The sequence below is a fragment of the Actinomadura verrucosospora genome, from assembly GCF_039540335.1.
GTDB classification, from domain to species: domain Bacteria; phylum Actinomycetota; class Actinomycetes; order Streptosporangiales; family Streptosporangiaceae; genus Spirillospora; species Spirillospora verrucosospora.
Genome location: NZ_BAABEV010000069.1, coordinates 1 through 18,776, shown reverse-complemented (window position 1 = coordinate 18,776; position 18,776 = coordinate 1). Strand labels below are relative to the sequence as shown.

Here is an 18,776-nt window from a genome sequence, read left to right as displayed (position 1 = left end):
CGTCCTCCCTCGTGAAACCGCCCTCGAAAGGTAGACGGCGGGGCGGCGGCGAACTCATCGGCGCCCGGCCCCGGAGTCGCCGGAAGGGCGGCCCTGCCGGGACGGGCACCCCCGCGCCACTACTAAGTGGTACTGTATAGTGGTACTCAGTACTACAAGGTACCTGGAGATCGAAGGCCCGCGATGGACGACCTGACGGAGATGTTGAAGGGCACGCTCGAAGGCTGCGTGCTGGAGATCATCGAGGGCGAGGAGACCTACGGGTACGCCATCACGCGCCGGCTGAACGATCTCGGCTTCACCGACGTCGTCGAAGGGACGGTCTACACCATCCTGCTGCGGCTGGAGAGGAACGGGCTCGTCCAGGTGACGAAACGACCCTCCGGGGTCGGTCCGCCGCGCAAGTTCTATGCGCTCAACGACGCCGGACGCGAGGAACTCGCGAAGTTCTGGGCGAAATGGCAGTACGTCTCATCACGCATCGACAGCCTCAAGGAGGGCGGGAGATGAGTTTCTGGGAGACCGTCACAGGCAGTGATCTCACCAGAGAATGGAAAGCGTTCGAAGTCAGGGCCGCGGCCCTGCCGGAGGACCACCGGGCGGCATGGGAACAGATCAAGGCGCACCTCTCCCCCCGCTCGGACTTCACCGGCCGCAACCTGATGCCGATCCTCGACGCCGCCCTGGGGCTGCTGGAGGAAACCTCGGCGGACGGGCAGAGCGTCCAGGAGGTGCTCGGCGACGACGTCCGAGGCTTCTGCGCGGCGCTGGCCGGCGGAGAGGGCGCCCGCACCTATCGCGACCGGTGGCGCGAGCAGCTGAACAGGAACGTCGCGAGGAAACTGAGCCGGCTGGGAGGCTGACGTGGGCATTCAGGACGTCATCGAGGGCAAGCGGCAGTGGCGGGCGCACATGGCGCGGGTCAAGGCGCTCCCGCCGGACTATCGGATCGTCTACAAGGAGATGCAGAGGTACCTGTTCAAGGTCGGGCCGGTGGACCTGCCCGACGGGCCTCTGCTCCCGGGGATCGTCGACTTCTTCGAGGAGGGCGCCGCCGCGGGCAGGGGAGTCCTGGAGCTCACCGGCGACGACGTCGCCGCGTTCTGCGACGACCTGATCAAGGACTCTCCCACCTACGCGGAGATCTATCAGGAATCCAGGAGCGGGGAACCCGGCCCGGCCGGGAAGTAGCGCCCGGCCGGTACCGGCGGAGCTCTGCAACGGGTGAGCCGAGACGGGCGCTCGGGCCCCTGACCACCCGTGGCGACAGCGGCTGCCAGACCACCTCCTGGTCGGTGGGCATCACCCTGGTCGGCTTCCTCTGGTCGATGAAGCTGTTCAACCGCGACCCCACCCGCCGACCGGGCCCACCGGGCCGCACAACACCCGAACGCGGCCCCGAGCACTTCCATTGAGCCACCGCTCGACCTCAAGGAGTAGCGAGCGCGTTCGGGCTCTTGCCAGGGCCGCCCTCGAGGGCTTTATGCTCGCTCCACGAGTTTAATCGAGGAGGGCCTCGTGCGGCGGCAACGGATCGATCTCGCAGCGATCGAAGCGGTCCTGCTGGACATGGACGGCACTCTCGTCGACTCCGACGCCTCGGTCGAGCGCGCCTGGTCGATCTGGGCCGCGGAGCACGGCGTCGACCCCGGCGCGGTGCTCGCCATCGCCCACGGGAGCCCGGCGGCACATACGGTTCGGCGGCTGCTCCCCGGCCTCGGCGAGGACGGCGCCGCCGCGGCGGCGCAGCGGCAGCACGCCCTGCAGCACGAGGACCTGGCGGAGGTCACCGCGACGCCCGGCGCGCATGACCTGATCGCCGCGCTCGGCCGGCTCGGACTGCCGTGGGCCGTGGTGACCAGCGCCGACGGGAGGCTGGCCGAGGCACGCCTGCAGGCGGCGGGGATCGATCCGCCCCTCCTCCTCACCATCGACGACGTGGCGGTGGGCAAACCCGACCCCGAGGGCTACCTGGAGGCCGCGGCCCGCCTGGGGATCCCTCCGGCCGCCTGCCTCGTGGTGGAGGACTCCGAGCCGGGCCTGGCCGCCGGCCGGGCGGCGGGCATGCCGACCGCGGCGCTGCGGGGGCTGCCCGGCGGGCTGTCCCTGCCCGACCTGGGGCGGCTGGCCGATCTGCTGGAGCGGTCGCGGCTCCGGCCGTGGTGGCGCGACGCCGTCGGCTACCAGGTGTACCTTCCGTCGTTCGCGGACAGCAACGGCGACGGCTGGGGCGACCTGACGGGGGCGAGCGCGCACCTGGACCACCTGGCGCGCCTCGGGGTGGACGTGGTGTGGCTGACCCCCTTCTTCCGCTCGCCGATGCGCGACCACGGATACGACGTCGCCGACTACCGGGCCGTCGATCCCCTGTTCGGCGGGGAGGCCGCGCTGGACGTGCTGCTGGCGGAGGCGCACCGCCACGGCATGCGGGTGATCGGCGACCTGGTCGTCAACCACACCAGCGACGCCCACCCCTGGTTCGCCGCCGCCTCCTCTTCGCGGACGGACCCGCACCGCGAGTACTACATCTGGCGGGACCCGGCCCCCGGCGGCGGCCCGCCCAACAACTGGCCGTCCCATTTCGGCGGGCCGGCGTGGACGTTCAGCCCGGCGACCGGTCAGTACTACCTGCACCTGTTCCGCCCTGAACAGCCCGACCTCAACTGGCGCGACCCCGCGCTCGCGGCCGAGGTCGACGCGATCATCGAGTACTGGCTCGCGCGGGGACTGGACGGCTTCCGCGTCGACACGGCCGCCTACCTCGTCAAGGACGCGGAGCTGCGGGACAATCCGCCGCTGCCCGCCGGCCGGCTCCTCCCGGCGCGGGGCGTGACGATGGACTGGCGCCGCCAGGAGCACCGTCATGACATCCACCAGCCCGATGTGCACGCCGTCCACGAGCGGTGGCGGCGCATCGCCGACCGGCACGACGCCCTCCTCGTCGGCGAAGTCTACGAACTCGACCCGCGGGCGCTGGCCCGCTTCGTCGAGGGCGAGCGGCTGCACTCGTCGTTCTGGTTCGGGCTGGTCGAGACCGGCTGGGACGCCGACCGGATCGACACCATGATCGAGGCCGCCGTGGCGGCGTCGCCGCGACTCTCGTGGGTCCAGGGCAACCACGACCGCTCCCGTGCCGTCACCCGGTTCGGGGACGGGCTCCGCGGCCGGCGCCGGTCACTCGCGCTCCACGTCCTGATGGCGCTGCTGCCTGGAACCTTCTGGCTCTACCAGGGCGAGGAACTCGGCCTGGGCGACGGGCGGGTCCCGCCCGGCCTCGGCGCCGACCCGCTGGGCGCCGCCCAGCCGGAGGAGAGCCGCGACGCCGCGCGCACCCCCATGCCGTGGCGGCCGGGTCCGGGACTGGGATTCACCACGGGGCGTCCGTGGCTGCCCGACGGCGCACGCGATGACGGCGACACCGTGGCGAGGCAGCGAGACGACCCGGCATCCCACCTGAACACCGTGGGCCGGCTGCTGGCCACCCGACGCCGGCTCACCCGCCGGCTGGCCGCCACCGACGAGGTGACCAGGGCCGTGCTCGCCGCACCGGTGACCGCCTACCGCAGGGGAGCGCTCTGGGCCGTGGTGAACCTGCGCGACACCCCCGTGGCCGATGTCGACCTGCCCGCGCCGGCGGTGTTCGACACCGACGACCCCTCCGTCACGCTCGACCGGCCCAGGGCCGGCCGCGTCCGGCTCGCGCCCCAGCAGGCGCTCCTCCTCGCCGAAGGATGACCGGCACGACAACGCGCACGCCGAACGCGACGCCCCCCGGCCATTCACACCACCGATGCACACCACCCGCGCTCACCCCCCACACTCCGACGAGGAGGGCGGCATGGCCGATGATGTGATCCCCTTCCATCTCGACGTCCCCGAGTCCGTACTCGACGACCTGCGGGAACGGTTGAACCGCACGCGGTGGCCGGACGAGGAGACGGTCGACGACTGGTCACAGGGCGTACCCCTGGACTATCTGCGCGAACTGTGCCGGTACTGGGCCGAGGAGTACGACTGGCGGGCCACCGAGGCGCGCCTCAACGCGTTGCCGCAGTTCCGGACCTCCGTCGACGGGCTCGGGATCCACTTCCTCCACGTCCGCTCGCCTCACGAGGACGCGCTGCCGCTCGTCCTCACCCACGGCTGGCCGGGCTCGGTCGTGGAGTTCCTCAAGGTGATCGGACCGCTCACCGACCCGGCGGCCCACGGCGGCGACGCCCGCGACGCGTTCCACGTCGTCTGCCCGTCGCTGCCCGGCTACGGCTTCAGCGACAAGCCGGGCGACCCCGGCTGGGGCGTCGAGCGGATCGCCGCCGCCTGGATCCGCCTGATGGCTCGCCTCGGCTACGACCGGTACGGCGCGCAGGGCTCCGACTGGGGCACCACCATCACCACACTGATCGGCCGCCAGGATGCGGAGCACCTGGCCGGCATCCACCTCACCCCGCCCCTCGCGGCTCCGGACCCGGCGACGTTCGACGACCTCACCGCCGGGGAGCGGGCCGCCCTGGCCTCGCTGGAGGAGGCCCAGCGCCGGGAGGACGGCTACTCGCTGGAACAGTCCACCCGGCCGCAGACCGTCGGCTACGGGCTCGTCGACTCCCCGGCGCTGCTGTGCGCCTGGATCATCGAGAAGTTCCGCTTCTGGACCGACTGCGACGGCCACCCGGAGAACGCCCTCACCCGCGACGAACTGCTCGACAACCTCATGTTCTACTGGCTGCCCGGGTCCGGGGCGTCCGCCGCCCGTCTCTACTGGGAGAGCTTCAGGCAGGTGCAGTGGGTCTTCACCGCCGGCGCGACGGACATGGTGACCGTGCCGACCGGGTGCTCGGTGTTCCCGAAGGAGAACCCCCGCCCCTCCCGGCGGTGGGCCGAGAAGCGCTTCACCGACATCCGGCACTGGAACGAGCCCGAGAAGGGCGGTCACTTCGCGGCGTTCGAGCAACCTCGGCTCTTCGTCGAGGAGCTCCGCGCGTTCTTCCGCCTCGTCCGCTGACCAGACCCAGGCGCCCCGGTCACCCGGCGCACAGCCGACAGACCGCGAACAACGCCACCGGCCCGGCCCCCGAGCCGCGAAGACGGCGGGGCGGTCGCGAACTCATCGGCGCCCGCTTCCTAGAGTTGCGGGCATGGCTCCTTCGATCGCCACCGCGAACCGCGTCGACCGCTCCGAACTGCTGGAGTTCCTGCGTCCCCGCCACCACGCGCTGCTGTCCACCGCCCGCGCCGACGGCCGGCCCCAGATGTCGCCGGTGACGTGCGGCGTCGACGACCAGGGCCGCATCGTCGTGTCCACCTATCCCGAGCGGGCCAAGGCCCGCAACGCCCGCCGCGACCCGCGCGTGTCGGTGTGCGTGCTGTCCGACGACTTCAACGGCCCCTACGTGCAGGTCGACGGCACCGCCGAGGTCATCGACATGCCCGAGGCCGCCGACGCGCTCGTCGACTACTACCGCTGCATCGCCGGGGAGCACCCCGACTGGGACGAGTACCGGGAGGCGATGCGCCGCCAGGACAAGTCCCTGATCCGCGTCACCATCGAGCGGTGGGGGCCGATCGCGACCGGCGGCTTCCCGGCCCGCCTGGTCCCCGACAACTAGCGGCGCGCCGCGGCCCGCCCGGGCAGGCCGCGGCGCAGGAACTCCGCCGTGACCGAGGACGGCTCCTCCAGCAGCGCGGCGGGGGTGCCGGCGAACACGACCTCGCCGCCGTGCCGGCCCCCGCCGGGCCCGAGGTCGACCACCCAGTCGGCGTGCGCGACCACCTGGAGGTCGTGCTCGACGACGATGACGGTCCCGCCGCCGTCCACCAGCCGGTCCAGCAGTCCCAGCAGCGCCCCGACATCGGACATGTGCAGGCCCGTCGTGGGCTCGTCCAGCACGTAGACCGTCCCGGGGCGGTGCAGCCGGGTCGCCAGCTTGATGCGCTGGCGCTCGCCGCCCGACAGCGACCCCAGCGGCCGCCCGAGCGTCATGTAGCCGAGCCCCACCTCGTTGAGAGCGCGCAGCCGCGCGGCGATCGCGCGTTCGGACGGGTCGGCGTCTCCGGCGGCGTCCCCGGTGAAGAACGGCAGTGCCTCCTCGGCGGTCATCGCCAGGACGTCCACGATCGTGCGGCCGCGCAGCGTGTGCGCGAGGACCTCGGGGCGGTACCGGCCGCCCCGGCACGCCCGGCACGTGGTGGTGACCGGGTCCATGAACGCCAGGTCGGTGACGATGACGCCGTTGCCGTCGCACTCGGGGCACGCGCCCTTGGAGTTGTGGCTGAACAGCGCCGCGTCGGCGCCGCTCGCCCGCGCGAACAGGCGGCGCAGCGGGTCCATCACGCCGACGAACGTGGCGGGGCTGGACCGGCGGGACGCCGCGATCGCCGACTGGTCCACCACGACGGCGCCGGGGTGCCGCGCGGCGAACTCGTCCATGACCAGGGTGCTCTTGCCCGAACCGGCCACGCCGGTGACCGCCGTGAGCACGTCGGCGGGGAACCGCACCGTCACGTCCTTGAGGTTGTGGGTGCGGGCGCCGGTCACCTCCAGCCATCCGCCCGGCTCCCGGAACGCGTCCTTCACCCGCACCGCGCGGCCCAGCGCCCGCCCGGTCGGGGTCGCGGCCGCGCGCAGCCCCGCGACCGTGCCGGTGAACACGACCTCGCCGCCGTGCACGCCCGCACCGGGCCCCATGTCGACCACGTGGTCGGCGACGGCGATCACCGCCGGGTCGTGCTCGACCACCAGCACGGTGTTGCCCTTGTCGCGCAGCCGCAGCAGCAGCGCGTTCAGCCGGTCGACGTCGCGCGGGTGCAGGCCCGCGCTCGGCTCGTCGAAGATGTAGGTCATCCCGGTCAGGCTGGACCCCAGGTGCCGGACGACCTTGAGCCGCTGCGCCTCCCCGCCCGACAGCGTGCGGGTCGGCCGGTCCAGGGACAGGTAGGACAGGCCGATGTCGGTCAGCCGCCGCAGCCGCGCTGCGGCCTCCCCGGCGACCCGCGCGGCGACCGGGTCGGTGATCTCGCCGAGCGCGGCGACCAGGTCCCCGACCTCCATCCGCGACATCTCGGCGATGGTGCGGCCGCCGACGCGCGAGGCCAGCGCCGCCGCGTTGAGCCGCGCTCCGCCGCAGGCCGGGCAGGTCTGCTCGCGCACCACGCGGCGGGCCGCGTCGCGCACCTTGGGCGGCAGGGACGCCAGGTCCCGCTTGAGGTAGAGGCGCTGGAACCGCTCGATCATGCCCTCGTAGGCGTTGTGGCCCATCGACCCGGTCCGGTTGCGGCGCGGCACCCGGAACCCCTTGCCGTGCAGGAGCAGGTCCCACTCCTCGGGGGTGAAGTCCCGCAGCGGCTTGTCGGGGTCGAACAGGCCCGACTCGGCGTAGAGCTGCCACACGAACGTCCCCACGCCGAACGGCGGGAAGTCGACGGCGCCCTCGTTCAGCGACCGCCCGGTGTCCAGGAACCGGTCCAGGTCGACCCGCGCGACGTGCCCGAGGCCGTCGCATTCGGGGCACATGCCGCGCGGGTCGTTGAAGGAGTAGGCGGCGGCCTCGCCGGCGCTCGGCGTGCCGTGCCGGGAGAACAGGACGCGCAGGACGGGGGAGATGTCGGTGATGGTGCCGACCGTGGAGCGGGCGTTGCCGCCGATCGGCCGCTGGTCGACCACGACCGCCGGCGCGAGGCGGTCGATGACGTCGGCGTCGGGCCGCTCGCGGCGGGGCATCCGGTCGCGGGCGAACCAGCTGAGCGTCTCGTTCAGCTGCCGCTGCGACTCCGCCGCGACCGTCCCGAACACGATCGACGACTTGCCCGAGCCCGACACCCCGGTGAACACCACGAGCCGGTTCTTGGGGATGCGCAGCGAGACGTCCTTGAGGTTGTTGTTCCTGGCGCCGGCGATGACGATGTGGTCCCCGTTCATGACCGGAACGCTAGGAGGCAAAGAGGCCAGATTCTGACCGCATTCGCCGCATACTGGGGTCATGTCGTCCGAACGCCTGCTGCGGCTGCTGTCGCTGCTGCAGACCCGCCGCGAGTGGAGCGGCCCGGAGCTGTGCGAGCGCCTGTCCGTCAGCCCCCGCACCGTCCGCCGCGACATCGAGCGGCTGCGCGGCCTCGGGTACCCCGTGCACGCCACGCTCGGCGCGGCCGGCGGCTACGTCCTGGAGGCCGGGGCCGCGATGCCGCCGCTGCTGCTGGACGACGAGGAGGCCGTCGCGATCGCCGTCGGGCTGCGCGCCGCCACCGGGGGAGCGGTCGAGGGCATCGCCGAGGCGTCCGTGCGCGCCCTGGCCAAGCTCGAACAGGTCCTGCCCGCGCGGCTGCGGCGCCGCGTCACCGCCCTGCACGCCGCCACCACCACCCTGGGCTCCCCGCCCGCCGGGCCGGTCGCGGCCCCCGAGACCCTGACGGTGCTGGCCGCGGCGTGCCGCGACCACGAGCGCGTCCGCTTCGCCTACCGCGGCGCCGACGGGCGGGAGACCCGGCGCCTGGTCGAGCCGCACGGCCTGGTGTCGGCGGGACGGCGCTGGTACCTGGTCGCGTTCGACACCGTCCGCGACGACTGGCGGGTCTTCCGCGTCGACCGCGCGTCCTCCCCGCTGCCGACCGGCGTGCGCGTCACGCCGCGCGAGCTGCCCGCCGCCGACACGGGCGAGTTCGTCACCCGCTTCTTGGCGGGATCGGATCCGGCGACGCGGGCGGTGCTGCTCGTGCGCGCGTCCGCGCGGGAACTGGCCGACCGGTTCCGCGTGGCCGAGAACGAGATCGAGCCGGTCGACGACCGCACCTGCGTGCTGCGCACCTCCGCCGACTCGCTGGAGTGGACGGCGCTGCGCATCGCCTACCTCGACATCGACTTCGAGATCCGCGAACCGGCCGAGCTGCGCGACCGCGTGGCGGCCATGGCCGAGCGCCTGGCCCGCGCCGCCGGGCCGGGGCGCCTCACCGGCCCGGCGGCTTCGCCTCGGAATGATCGCTGTACCTGACAGAAGATGTCAGCTTCCCCTGGGAGTCTGAGGGCACACCGATCACGAAGGAGCCGATAGATGCCCGGTATCGCGGAGTTCGTCGCCGTCAGCCTCGACTGCCCGGAGCCGCCCGCCCTCGCCGCGTTCTACGCCGCGGTGACCGGAGGCGAGATCACCTACGACACCCCCGAGGCCGCCGCCGTCAAGCTGCCCAACGGCATGGACGTCTACTTCCAGGGCGTCGCCGGGCACCGGCCGCCCACCTGGCCCGAGGGGGAGCGGCCCCAGCAGTTCCACCTCGACTTCTACGTCGACGACCTGGACAAGGCCGAGGAGACCGTCACCGGCCTCGGCGGGGCCAGGCCCGACTTCCAGCCCGGCGGCGACCGCTGGCGCGTCCTGACCGACCCGGCCGGGCACCCCTTCTGCGTCTGCCTGCGCCAGAACTAGCCGGAGACCCGGACTAGCCGAGCACCCGCACCGGCACGCCGCCGCGCGGGCGCATCGCGGTCACGCTCGTCGGCGTGGCGGCGGGGGAGACCAGGGACAGCCGCGTGCGGCGCAGCAGGCACGCCAGCATCGTCTTGATCTCCACCGTCGCCAGCGTCGAGCCGATGCAGCGGTGCGGGCCGCCGCCGAACGGAAGGTACGTCGCGGGGGTGGTGGGGCGGTACAGCTCCGAGGACCGGTCCCATCGCTCGGGCAGGAACCGCCCCGCCTGCGGCCACACCTCCGGCATCCGGTGGGTGACGAACGGCGAGTAGAACACCATCGCCCCCGCCGGGACCCGGTGCCCGCCGTAGGAGAAGTCCTCGACCGGGACGCGGGCGCTGAGCACGGCGGGCGGGAACAGCCGCAGCGTCTCGTTCACCACCCCGTCCAGGTACTCCAGCGCGGGCAGGTCGGCGGCCTCGACCGGCCGGTCGCCGACCACCTCGGCCACCTCCCGCCGCGCCCGCTCCTCGGCCCGCGGATGGGCCAGCAGCGCGTGCACCGCCCACGCCATCGCCGCGCTGGTGGTGTCGTACCCGGCCGAGATCAGGCTGATGACCTGGTCCTGGAGCTCCTGGCGGGTCAGGCCCGCGCCGTCCTCGTCGCGCGAGGACAGCAGCATGCCCAGCACGTCGTCGTACTCGCCGCCCTCGCGCAGCCGCCGCTCGATCTCCTCGTCCACCCGCCGGGCGACCAGCGCCCGCGACTCCGCGACGCGCCGCATGTAGGGGTTGGGCACCGACCGCAGCACCATCTGCAGCACGAAGTTGCGGTCGACGGCCGCGAGCGCGACCTGCAGGCGCCGCCCGATCACCTCGCTGTCGGCGGCGAGCCGGTCGCCGAACAGCACCTCCACCGTGCTGCGGCGGATCACCGCGCGCAGCTCGGCGTAGGCGTCCAGCGTCCGGCCGGGGCGCCAGGACTCCAGCGCCGCGTCGGTGTTGGCCGCCATCCGCGCCACGTACCCGGCGACGCGCCGGTGGTGGAAGGCCGGCTGCACGAGCCTGCGCCGCCGCCGGTGGTCGGCGCCGTCGCTGACGATCAGCGAGGTCTCCCCGTTCACCGGCACCAGCAGGTCGAACGCCTCCCGCCAGCGGAACAGGCCGGAGTTGGCGAACACGAACGCGTTGGCGTCGGGGCCGAACAGGTGCACGAACGGCATCCGGCGCGTCCCGACGACGGCGACCGGGCCCGCCTCGGCGTACAGGCGCAGCAGGCTCGCGCACGGGTTCCTCGTGAACCCGATCCCGTGCCGGACCGTCAGCGACGGCGAGGGGCTCCGCGCCCTCCCGCCCGCCGTGCGGGCCTTGGGGGGACGGGGCGCGCGTACCGGGGTGTCGGGTGCCACGCGCCCCACTATCGCACGCCCCCCGCCGTCCCGGCGCCGGGCGCGGTGGGAGGATGGGACCCGTGACGGACGACCGCGCGGAAGGGACGCCCCAGCCCAGGCCGGGCACGCAGACGGTGGACCGCTCCGTGGCGGTGCTGCGGTCCTTCGAGGACGCCGCCCGGCAGACCCCCACCGAGATCGCGCACCGCCTCGGCCTGTCGGTCAGCACCGCGCACCGCATCGTGGGCGCCCTGCACGCCACCGGGATGCTCGCGCAGGACCCCGCGACCGAGCGGTACTTCCTCGGCCCCACCACCGCCATCCTCGGCCGCCTGGCGCTGGAGCGGATGGGCTCGACCCTGCTGCAGCCCGAGCTGACCGCGCTGCGCGACGGGACGGGCGAGGCGGTCAGCCTCGGCGTGCGGGCCGGCGACGAGGTCGCGGTGCTGCTGCACCTGCCGTCGGTCCATCCGCTGCGCTACGACCAGCCGCCCGGCGACCGCGACCCGATCCACGCGTGCGCGACGGGCAAGGCGCTGCTGGCCTTCGACGGCGCCCCCGTCGCGATGGAGGAGCCCTACGCCCGCCACACCTCCGCCACCCTCACCACGCGCGCCGAGCTGGAGGCCGACCTGCGGGGCGTCCGCGAACGCGGCTACTCCGTCAACGACGAGGAGCGGCTGGCCGGCGTCCGCGCCGTGGCCGCGCCGGTCCGCGACGGCGGCGGGCGCGTGTTCGCCGCCGTCGCGCTGCAGGGCCCCTCGGTGCGGTTCGGCGACGACCGGATGCCCGCCCTGGCCGAAGCGGTGAAGGCCGCCGCGAGCCGCCTCACCGACCTGCACCGCCATCTGTCCTGACCGCCCACCCGTCCTGACCGCTGCCCCCTAGCCCGTCGCGCCGGAGGCGGCGGCCAGCTCGTCCAGCAGCGCCGCCACCGCGGGCGGCCGCGGGCCCGCGGCGACGACCGCGCTGACGCGGCGACTCCCGACGCCGCGCACGTCGGGCAGCGCCACGCCCGGCTCGGTGTGCAGGGCGAGCGCCAGCGCCGGCAGCGTCGTCACGGCCAGGCCCCGCGCGACCAGCCGCTGGACCGCGACGTGGTCCTCGGTGGCGAAGGCGATGTCGGGGGTGAACCCGGCGCGCGCGCACGCCCACCGCAGATGGTCGCGGCACCGCGCGCAGCCCGACGCCCACGTCTCCCCGGCCAGGTCCTCCAGCCGCGGCCGCTCCGCCGACGCCAGCGGATGCGCCGCCGGGACCAGCAGCCGCAGCGGGTCCTCGCACAGCACGACCTCCCGGAACCGCGCGTCGGTCTCGGGCGGCACGGACGCGTGCCGGAACACCACCGCGACGTCGGCCTCCCCGGCGCGCAGCAGCGCCAGCGCCTCGGGCGGCTCGGCGTCCACCAGGGTCACCGACACTCCCGGCGCGCGGGCGCGCAGCCGGACCAGGGCGTCGGGCATCAGCCCGCCCGCCGCCGTGGGGAACACCGCGGCCCGCACCCGGCCGGCGCGCAGCCCGGCGATCGCGGCGATCCGCTCCTCGGCGTCGCCCATGCGGGCCAGCACGTCCTCGACGTGCTCGACCAGGACCCGGCCCGCCTCGGTCAGCCGCACGCCCCGGCCGTGCCGCACCACCAGCGGGGTGCCGACCTCGGCCTCCAGGCGCGCGATGTGGTGCGACACCGCGGGCTGGGTGTAGGCCAGGGAGCGGGCGGCGGCGGTCATCGACCCGAGCCGCGCCACCTCGCGCAGGATCCGGCCGCGATGCAGGTCCAGCATCGCCGCAAGGTATCAACGCCACTGATGGGACGCCAAGGAAACCGTACTTTGTGCTATGGCCCGGCGGTGCCCCACGATCGGGACATGACCCTTTCCCTGCCGCAGGCGCGGCGCGAGTTCGGCGCCGGCGTCGCCTTCCTCAACACCGCCACCTACGGGCTGCCGCCGCGCGCCGCGCACGAGGCGATGCTCGCCGCCGAACGCGACCGGGCGTCCGGGGTGCTGGACCCCGGCGCGCTGGACGAGGCGGTCACGCGCTCCCGGGAGGCGTTCGCGCGGCTCCTGGGCGTCCCGGCGGACCGGGTCGCGTGCGGCCCGCAGGTGTCCTACTTCACCGGTCTGGTCGCGGCGTCGCTGCCCGCCGGCGCCGAGGTCCTGGTCGCCGACGGCGACTTCACCTCGCTGCTGTTCCCGTTCGCCGCCCGCCCCGACCTGAGCGTCCGGTCGGTCCCGCTGGAGCGGATCGCCGAGCACGTCGGCGCGGGCACCGCCCTGGTCGCGGTGTCGGCGGTGCAGTCCGCCGACGGCCGCATCGCCCCCATGGACGAAATCATCGGCGCCGCCCGCGCGCACGGCGCCCGCGTCCTGCTGGACGCCACCCAGGCCGCCGGATGGCTGCCGCTGCCCGCCGACCGCGTCGACTGGCTGGTCGCCGGCGGGTACAAGTGGCTGCTCGGCCCGCGCGGGACCTGCTTCCTGGCCGGCGCCCGCGACGCCCTGGACGCCCTGCCCGCCATCGGCGCCGGCTGGTACGCCGGCGCCGACGTCTGGGACTCCATCTACGGGCTGCCGCTGCGCCTGGCCGGCGGCGCCCGCCGCCTGGACCTGTCCCCGGCGTGGCAGTGCTGGGCCGGGCACGCCCCCGCCCTGGAACTGCTGGAGCAGGTCGGCATCCCGGCGATCCACGACCACGACGTCGCGCTGGCGCGCCGGTTCGCCGCCGGCCTCGGCCTCCCGCCGGGCGACTCGGCGATCGTGTCGGTGCCCGTCCCCGACGGCGCCGCCGACCTGCTGCGCCGCAACGGCGTCATCGCCTCCGTGCGGGCCGGGCGGCTGCGCTGCGCGTTCCATCTCAGCACCACCGAGGCCGACGTCGACAAAGCCGTCGGACTGCTCGCCCCGCTCGTGCCCGCCGCCGGGTGAAGTTCTTACAAGGTTCGAACAAGGTGCCTTGACCGGCCCGTCCGAGCCGCCCCGGCCGGGTCCCGCGCCCTACGTTCGTGCGCATGAACGTACTGCTCACCGGGTCGGCGGGCTTCATCGGCTCGCACATCGCCGAGGCCCTGACCGCCGCCGGCCACAGCGTCCGCGGGCTCGACACCCGCCCTGACGGGCTCGGCGACCCGCCCGCCGACGTCCGCGACGCCGCCGCGGTCGCGCGGCGGCTGCGGGGCGTCGACGCCGTCTGCCACCAGGCCGCCAAGGTCGGCCTCGGCGTGGACGTCTCCGACCTGCCCGACTACGCCTCCGTCAACGTGCAGGGCACCGCCGTGCTGCTCGCCGAGATGGCCCGCGCCGGCGTCGGCGTCCTGGTGCTGGCGTCCTCGATGGTCGTCTACGGGGAGGGCGCCTACGCCTGCGCCGCCCACGGCCCCGTCCGCCCCGGGCCCCGCCCGGAGGACGCCCTGCGCGCCGGACGGTTCGAGCCGCCGTGCCCGGCGTGCGGGAAGCCGCTCGCGCCCGGCGCCGTCGGCGAGGAGACCCCGCCCGGCCCCCGCAACGCCTACGCCGACACCAAGCTCGCCCAGGAGCACCTGTCCGCGTCGTGGGCGCGCGCGACCGGCGGCTCCGTCGCCGCGCTGCGCTACCACAACGTCTACGGGCCGCGGATGCCGCGCGACACCCCCTACGCCGGCGTCGCGGCGATCTTCCGGTCGCGGCTGATGGACGGGCGGGCGCCGCTGGTGTTCGAGGACGGCGCGCAGCGCCGCGACTTCGTCCACGTCCGCGACGTCGCCCGCGCCGGCGTGCTGGCGCTGGAGCGCACCGCGGCCGCCCCGCCCGAGCCCGGCGGCCTGCGCGCCTACAACATCGCCAGCGGCGACCCCCGCACCGTCGGCGACATGGCCGGCGCGCTCGCCGACGTGTTCGGCGGCCCCCGCCCCCGCGTCACCGGGGACTACCGGCTCGGGGACGTCCGCCACATCGTCGCCCGGCCCGACCGCGCCCGCCGCGAGCTCGGCTTCCGCCCGCGGGTGCCGTTCGCCGAGGGCGTCGCCGAGTTCGCCCGGACGCACGTCACCAGTTCGTAAGGGTCGCCGCCCCATCACCGAAAGTAGCGTCTGAGCTGTGATCGATGTGGTTCTCCCGTGCCTGAACGAGGCCGAGGCGTTGCCCTGGGTCCTCGACCGGATGCCCGACGGGTTCCGGGCCCTGGTGGTCGACAACGCCTCCACCGACGACTCCGCGCGCGTGGCCGCCGACCGCGGCGCCCGCGTCGTGGCCGCGCCGCAGCGCGGCTTCGGCGCCGCCTGCCACGCCGGACTGCGCGCCGCCGAGACCGAGGTGGTGTGCGTGATGGACGCCGACGCCTCGCTGGACCCCGCCGACCTGCCCCGGCTGGTCGCCGCGCTCGGCGCCCTGGAAACCGGCGGCGGCGACGCCACCTCGCCGCCTGCCCCGCCGCCGGGCCTGGTGCTGGGGCGGCGGCGGCCGACCGGGCCGGGCGCGTGGCCGCCGCACGCCCGCCTGGGCAACGCCGTGCTGGCCCGGTCGCTGAACCGGCGCGCCGGGACCCGGCTGCGCGACCTCGGGCCGATGCGCGCCGCCCGCCGCGACGCCCTGCTGGCCCTCGGCCTGCGGGACCGCCGCTTCGGCTACCCCCTGGAGATGGTGCTGCACGCCGCCCGCGCCGGGTGGCGCATCGCCGAGATCGACGTGCCCTACCGTCCCCGCACCGGCGCCTCGAAGGTGACCGGGACGCTCGGCGGGACGGTCCGCGCCGTCCGCGACATGCGCCGCGTCCTGGCGGAGGTAGCCCGATGACCCCCGCACCCGAGCCCGGCGGAACCGGGCGCGGCGGAATCGCGCACGGCGACGCCGACCTCATCGTCATCGCCAAGGAGCCCGTCCCGGGCCGGGTCAAGACCCGCCTCACGCCCGCCTACACCCCCGCCGAGGCCGCCGCGCTCGCCGAGGCGTCCCTGCGCGACACCCTCGCCGCCGTCGCCGCCGCACCCGCCGGCCGGCGGGTCCTCGCGCTCGCCGGCGACCCGGGGCCGTGGCTGCCGGACGGCTTCACCGTCATCGCCCAGCGCGGCGGCGGCCTGGACGAGCGCCTCGCCCACGCCTTCGCCGACGCCCACACCGGCCGTCCGATGGTCCTGATCGGCATGGACACCCCGCAGGTCACCCCCGAACTCCTCGACCGCGCCCGAAGCGCGCTCGGCCGCGCCGACGCGGTGTTCGGACCCGCCCGCGACGGCGGGTTCTGGCTGCTCGGGCTGCGCCGCCCCGCGGCGGCGCTGCTGCGCGGCGTCCCGATGTCGCGCCCCGACACCGGCGCGGTCCAGCTGGCGCGGCTGCGCGCCGCCGGCCTGCGGACCGCGGTGCTGCCCGAGCTCACCGACGTCGACCAGACCGCCGACGCCGCCGCGGTCGCCGCGGCCGCGCCGGACGGCCGCTTCGCCGCCGCCGTGCGGGCCCTCGGGGACCGGACCGTCCCGGCATGATCGGCGAACTGTACGAGGAGGCGCTGCGAAGCCGCGCCCCGGTGGAGATCGAGCACGCCGACGGGCGCCGCCGGCCGCTGCCGCTGCACGACTGGCTGGCCGTGCGCGATGGCGACGGCGGGCTCCTGGACCGCTGCGAGGGCGCCACCCTGGACGTCGGGTCGGGACCGGGCCGGCTGACGGTGGCGCTGGCCCGCCGCGGCCTGCCGGTGCTGGGCATCGACCTGGCCCCCTCCGCGGTCGCGCTGACCGTCGCGGCGGGCGGCCCGGCCCTGTGCCGCGACGTGTTCGGCCGCGTGCCCGGCGCCGGACGCTGGCGCACCGTGCTGCTCGCCGACGGCAACATCGGCATCGGCGGCGACCCCGCCGCGCTGCTGCGCCGCGTCCTGGCGCTGCTGGCGCCCGGCGGCCGGGTGCTGGCGGAGGTCGGCCCGCCCGGCTCGGCCTCCCGGGTCGAGCCGCTGCGGCTGCGCTCGGACCGCTCGGTCGGCGAATGGTTCCCCTGGGCGCACGTGTCCGCCGACGCCGTCGCCGGGCTGGCCGCCCTGTGCGCCGCGACCGTGACCGAGTCCTGGCAGGAAGCGGACCGGTGGTTCGTCGCCCTGCGCACCGGGGAGGGGCGCCCATGAGTTCCGCGCCCGGACGGCGCAGGCCGCCCGCGCCGGCCGCCGTGCTGCGCGGCGTCCCGGGACGGTTCACCAGCCGCCTCCACGACGAGCGGGTCGCCTCCTGGCTCGGCATCGCCCTCGGCGTCAGCGTCCTGGTCTCCTTCGGGACCGGGCTGGTCAGCCACTTCATGCAGCATCCCGCCGGGTGGATGCTGTGGCCGTCGCGGCCGGTGAACCTGTACCGGGTCACCCAGGGCGTGCACGTCATCGGCGGCCTGGCGACCGTCCCGCTGCTGCTGGCCAAGCTGTGGACGGTCTACCCGCGGCTGTGGCAGTGGCCGCCGGTGCGCTCCCTCGTCCACGGCGCGCAGCGGCTGCTGGTGTTCGTCCTGGTCGGCGCGGCGCTGTTCCAGTTCGTCACCGGGGTGCTGAACGTCGCCTACTGGTACGCGTTCCGGTTCTACTTCACCACCGCGCACTACTGGACGGCCTACATCCTCGTCGGCGCGCTGGTCATCCACATCGCCGACCAGTGGGCCAAGACGCGCCGCACCGTCATGACCCGCCCCGAGGACGGCGTCGGGCGCCGCGGCTTCCTGCTCACCGTCGCCGGCGCGAGCGGCGTCGTCGCGCTCACCACGGTGGGGGAGGCGGTCACCCCGCTGGCGCCACTGGCGGTGCTGGCGCCGCGCCGCCCCGGCACCGGGCCGCAGGACGTCCCGGTCAACAAGTCGGCCGCCGCGACCGGCGTCACCGCCCAGGCCCGCGACCCCCGCTGGCGCCTCACCGTCACCGGCCGGGTCGCGCGGGAGGTCACCCTGTCCCTGGCCGACCTGCGCGCGCTGCCGCAGCACACCGCGCGGCTGGCCATCTCCTGCGTGGAGGGCTGGAGCGTGGAGGCGGACTGGCGGGGCGTGCGGCTGCGCGACGTCCTGCGCCTGGCGGGCGTCGCCGACGACGCGCAGGTGCTGGTGGAGTCGCTGCAGCGGCACGGCCTCTACCGCACCTCGCTGGTCGCCCCGCCGCACTGGCGCGACCCGCTGACGCTGCTGGCCCTCGGCATGAACGGCGCCCCCCTCGCCCTCGACCACGGCCACCCGTGCCGTCTCATCGCCCCGAACCGGCCCGGGGTCATGCAGACCAAATGGGTCCACCGGCTGGTGGTGTCGTGAACGCGCGGATCGTGTCGAAGGCGGCGGCGTACGCGGCGGGCCTGGCGCTCATCGCCGTCGGGCTGCGCGGGATCGTGGACGAGGTCCCCCTGGCCGCGTGGGCGAAGTGGTTCGCCGGGGCGGCCGTCCTGCACGACGCCGTCCTGGTCCCGGCGGTGCTCGCCGCGGGGGCGCTCACCGGCCTGGTGCCCGCCGGCCGGCGGCGCGTCGTGCGCGCCGCGCTGGTCATCGGCGGCTGCGTCACCGTGGTCGCGATCCCCGTCGTGCTGGGCTACGGGCGCCGCGCCGACGAGCCGTCCCGCCTCCCGCTGCCCTACGGCCGCAACCTGGCGATCGTGCTGGGCGCGATCGCCGTGGTGGCGGCCTGCGTGCTCGCGGCCCGGGAGGTCACCGCCCGGCGCGGGGCCGGGCGCTCGTCGGGGCGCGGCGGAGCGACCCGCGTCCCGCGACCGTCCCGGAAGGAGAGGCGGCGGTGACGCTCACCGAGGCGCACGGCCGGGCGGAGGCCGCCGAGAGGCCGGCGGGGCGCGGATGGCCGGGGTGGGCGGCCGTCGCGGTGTGGGCGGCCGGGATCGCGGCGACGTTCGCCGTGGGCTGGTACCTGCGGCGCGCGGGCCTGGCCACCGAGGACCCGCTGCCTCCGCTGCACGCGCGGGCGCGGGGGTGGCCGCCGCCGTGGCGGCTGCTGCCCGCCCCCGCCGTCGCGGCCCTGGCGGTGGCGGCGCTGCCCACGGTCGCGGTCACGCGGCCCGGGGCGTCCGG

20 protein-coding genes are annotated in these 18,776 nt (G+C 75.3%); 17 read left to right on the top strand and 3 right to left on the bottom strand.

Annotated features, from left to right (window positions below; all coding sequences use genetic code 11):
• Nucleotides 1-183 precede the first annotated feature (183 nt).
• From ABD944_RS40085 to ABD944_RS40060, 6 genes are all read left to right on the top strand, one after another.
• The gene (locus tag ABD944_RS40085; protein ID WP_345186927.1) at nt 184-510 is read left to right on the top strand and encodes a PadR family transcriptional regulator; all 327 of its coding nucleotides are present in this window, start codon (nt 184-186) and stop codon (nt 508-510) included.
• Nucleotides 507-863 (top strand): DUF1048 domain-containing protein, encoded by a 357-nt coding sequence (locus ABD944_RS40080; protein WP_345186924.1) that lies wholly within the window; start codon nt 507-509, stop codon nt 861-863. The genes ABD944_RS40085 and ABD944_RS40080 overlap by 4 nt, the downstream gene beginning before the upstream one ends.
• Nucleotide 864: 1 nt before the next feature.
• Nucleotides 865-1,191 (top strand): DUF1048 domain-containing protein, encoded by a 327-nt coding sequence (locus tag ABD944_RS40075; RefSeq protein WP_345186922.1) that lies wholly within the window; start codon nt 865-867, stop codon nt 1,189-1,191.
• A gap of 327 nt (nt 1,192-1,518) precedes the next feature.
• Complete coding sequence (locus tag ABD944_RS40070) at nt 1,519-3,735, top strand: HAD-IA family hydrolase (RefSeq protein WP_345186919.1); 2,217 nt, start codon at nt 1,519-1,521, stop codon at nt 3,733-3,735.
• 103 nt (nt 3,736-3,838) lie between these two features.
• Nucleotides 3,839-4,999, top strand: a complete 1,161-nt coding sequence (locus ABD944_RS40065) for an epoxide hydrolase family protein (protein ID WP_345186918.1) — start codon at nt 3,839-3,841, stop codon at nt 4,997-4,999.
• 133 nt (nt 5,000-5,132) lie between these two features.
• A complete protein-coding gene (locus ABD944_RS40060; protein WP_345186916.1) occupies nt 5,133-5,603 on the top strand; it encodes a PPOX class F420-dependent oxidoreductase in 471 nt (156 codons plus the stop codon).
• On the opposite strand, the gene ABD944_RS40055 is transcribed toward ABD944_RS40060, so the two are convergent.
• Nucleotides 5,600-7,912, bottom strand: coding sequence for an ATP-binding cassette domain-containing protein (locus ABD944_RS40055; RefSeq protein WP_345186914.1), 2,313 nt, complete (start codon nt 7,910-7,912; stop codon nt 5,600-5,602). The two genes, ABD944_RS40060 and ABD944_RS40055, sit on opposite strands and share 4 nt — an antisense overlap.
• Nucleotides 7,913-7,973: 61 nt before the next feature.
• Between ABD944_RS40055 and ABD944_RS40050 the strand changes: the two genes are divergently transcribed.
• Both ABD944_RS40050 and ABD944_RS40045 read left to right on the top strand, forming a co-directional pair.
• Nucleotides 7,974-8,978 carry a helix-turn-helix transcriptional regulator gene (locus ABD944_RS40050; protein WP_345186912.1) on the top strand — a complete coding sequence of 335 codons (1,005 nt, stop codon included), beginning with the start codon at nt 7,974-7,976 and terminating at the stop codon, nt 8,976-8,978.
• A 60-nt stretch (nt 8,979-9,038) separates the two neighbouring features.
• The gene (locus ABD944_RS40045) at nt 9,039-9,410 is read left to right on the top strand and encodes a VOC family protein (protein WP_345186909.1); all 372 of its coding nucleotides are present in this window, start codon (nt 9,039-9,041) and stop codon (nt 9,408-9,410) included.
• Between the two features lie 13 nt (nt 9,411-9,423).
• On the opposite strand, the gene ABD944_RS40040 is transcribed toward ABD944_RS40045, so the two are convergent.
• Nucleotides 9,424-10,800: a cytochrome P450 gene (locus tag ABD944_RS40040; protein ID WP_345186907.1), complete on the bottom strand. Its 1,377-nt coding sequence runs from the start codon at nt 10,798-10,800 to the stop codon at nt 9,424-9,426.
• Between the two features lie 62 nt (nt 10,801-10,862).
• Between ABD944_RS40040 and ABD944_RS40035 the strand changes: the two genes are divergently transcribed.
• Nucleotides 10,863-11,639 (top strand): IclR family transcriptional regulator, encoded by a 777-nt coding sequence (locus tag ABD944_RS40035; RefSeq protein WP_345186904.1) that lies wholly within the window; start codon nt 10,863-10,865, stop codon nt 11,637-11,639.
• Between the two features lie 27 nt (nt 11,640-11,666).
• Here the strand turns inward: ABD944_RS40035 and ABD944_RS40030 are convergent, their stop codons facing one another.
• Nucleotides 11,667-12,563 (bottom strand): LysR family transcriptional regulator, encoded by an 897-nt coding sequence (locus ABD944_RS40030; protein WP_345186901.1) that lies wholly within the window; start codon nt 12,561-12,563, stop codon nt 11,667-11,669.
• Between the two features lie 84 nt (nt 12,564-12,647).
• Here ABD944_RS40030 and ABD944_RS40025 point away from each other — a divergent pair, with 84 nt between their 5' ends.
• From ABD944_RS40025 to ABD944_RS39990, 8 genes are all read left to right on the top strand, one after another.
• Nucleotides 12,648-13,706 (top strand): aminotransferase class V-fold PLP-dependent enzyme, encoded by a 1,059-nt coding sequence (locus ABD944_RS40025; protein WP_345186898.1) that lies wholly within the window; start codon nt 12,648-12,650, stop codon nt 13,704-13,706.
• An 83-nt stretch (nt 13,707-13,789) separates the two neighbouring features.
• A complete protein-coding gene (locus tag ABD944_RS40020) occupies nt 13,790-14,815 on the top strand; it encodes an NAD-dependent epimerase/dehydratase family protein (protein ID WP_345186896.1) in 1,026 nt (341 codons plus the stop codon).
• A 37-nt stretch (nt 14,816-14,852) separates the two neighbouring features.
• On the top strand, nt 14,853-15,548 hold the full coding sequence (locus tag ABD944_RS40015; RefSeq protein WP_345186894.1) for a glycosyltransferase family 2 protein: 696 nt from the start codon (nt 14,853-14,855) through the stop codon (nt 15,546-15,548).
• The gene (locus tag ABD944_RS40010; protein ID WP_345186892.1) at nt 15,545-16,234 is read left to right on the top strand and encodes a TIGR04282 family arsenosugar biosynthesis glycosyltransferase; all 690 of its coding nucleotides are present in this window, start codon (nt 15,545-15,547) and stop codon (nt 16,232-16,234) included. Before ABD944_RS40015 ends, ABD944_RS40010 begins: the two co-directional genes overlap by 4 nt.
• Nucleotides 16,231-16,863, top strand: coding sequence for a class I SAM-dependent methyltransferase (locus ABD944_RS40005; protein ID WP_345186890.1), 633 nt, complete (start codon nt 16,231-16,233; stop codon nt 16,861-16,863). Before ABD944_RS40010 ends, ABD944_RS40005 begins: the two co-directional genes overlap by 4 nt.
• Nucleotides 16,860-18,014 carry a molybdopterin-dependent oxidoreductase gene (locus ABD944_RS40000; RefSeq protein ID WP_345186888.1) on the top strand — a complete coding sequence of 385 codons (1,155 nt, stop codon included), beginning with the start codon at nt 16,860-16,862 and terminating at the stop codon, nt 18,012-18,014. Before ABD944_RS40005 ends, ABD944_RS40000 begins: the two co-directional genes overlap by 4 nt.
• A complete protein-coding gene (locus tag ABD944_RS39995) occupies nt 18,011-18,490 on the top strand; it encodes a hypothetical protein (protein WP_345186886.1) in 480 nt (159 codons plus the stop codon). The genes ABD944_RS40000 and ABD944_RS39995 overlap by 4 nt, the downstream gene beginning before the upstream one ends.
• A partial coding sequence (locus ABD944_RS39990) for a hypothetical protein (RefSeq protein WP_345186884.1) occupies nt 18,487-18,776 on the top strand: 290 nt, incomplete at its 3' end. The genes ABD944_RS39995 and ABD944_RS39990, both read left to right, overlap by 4 nt.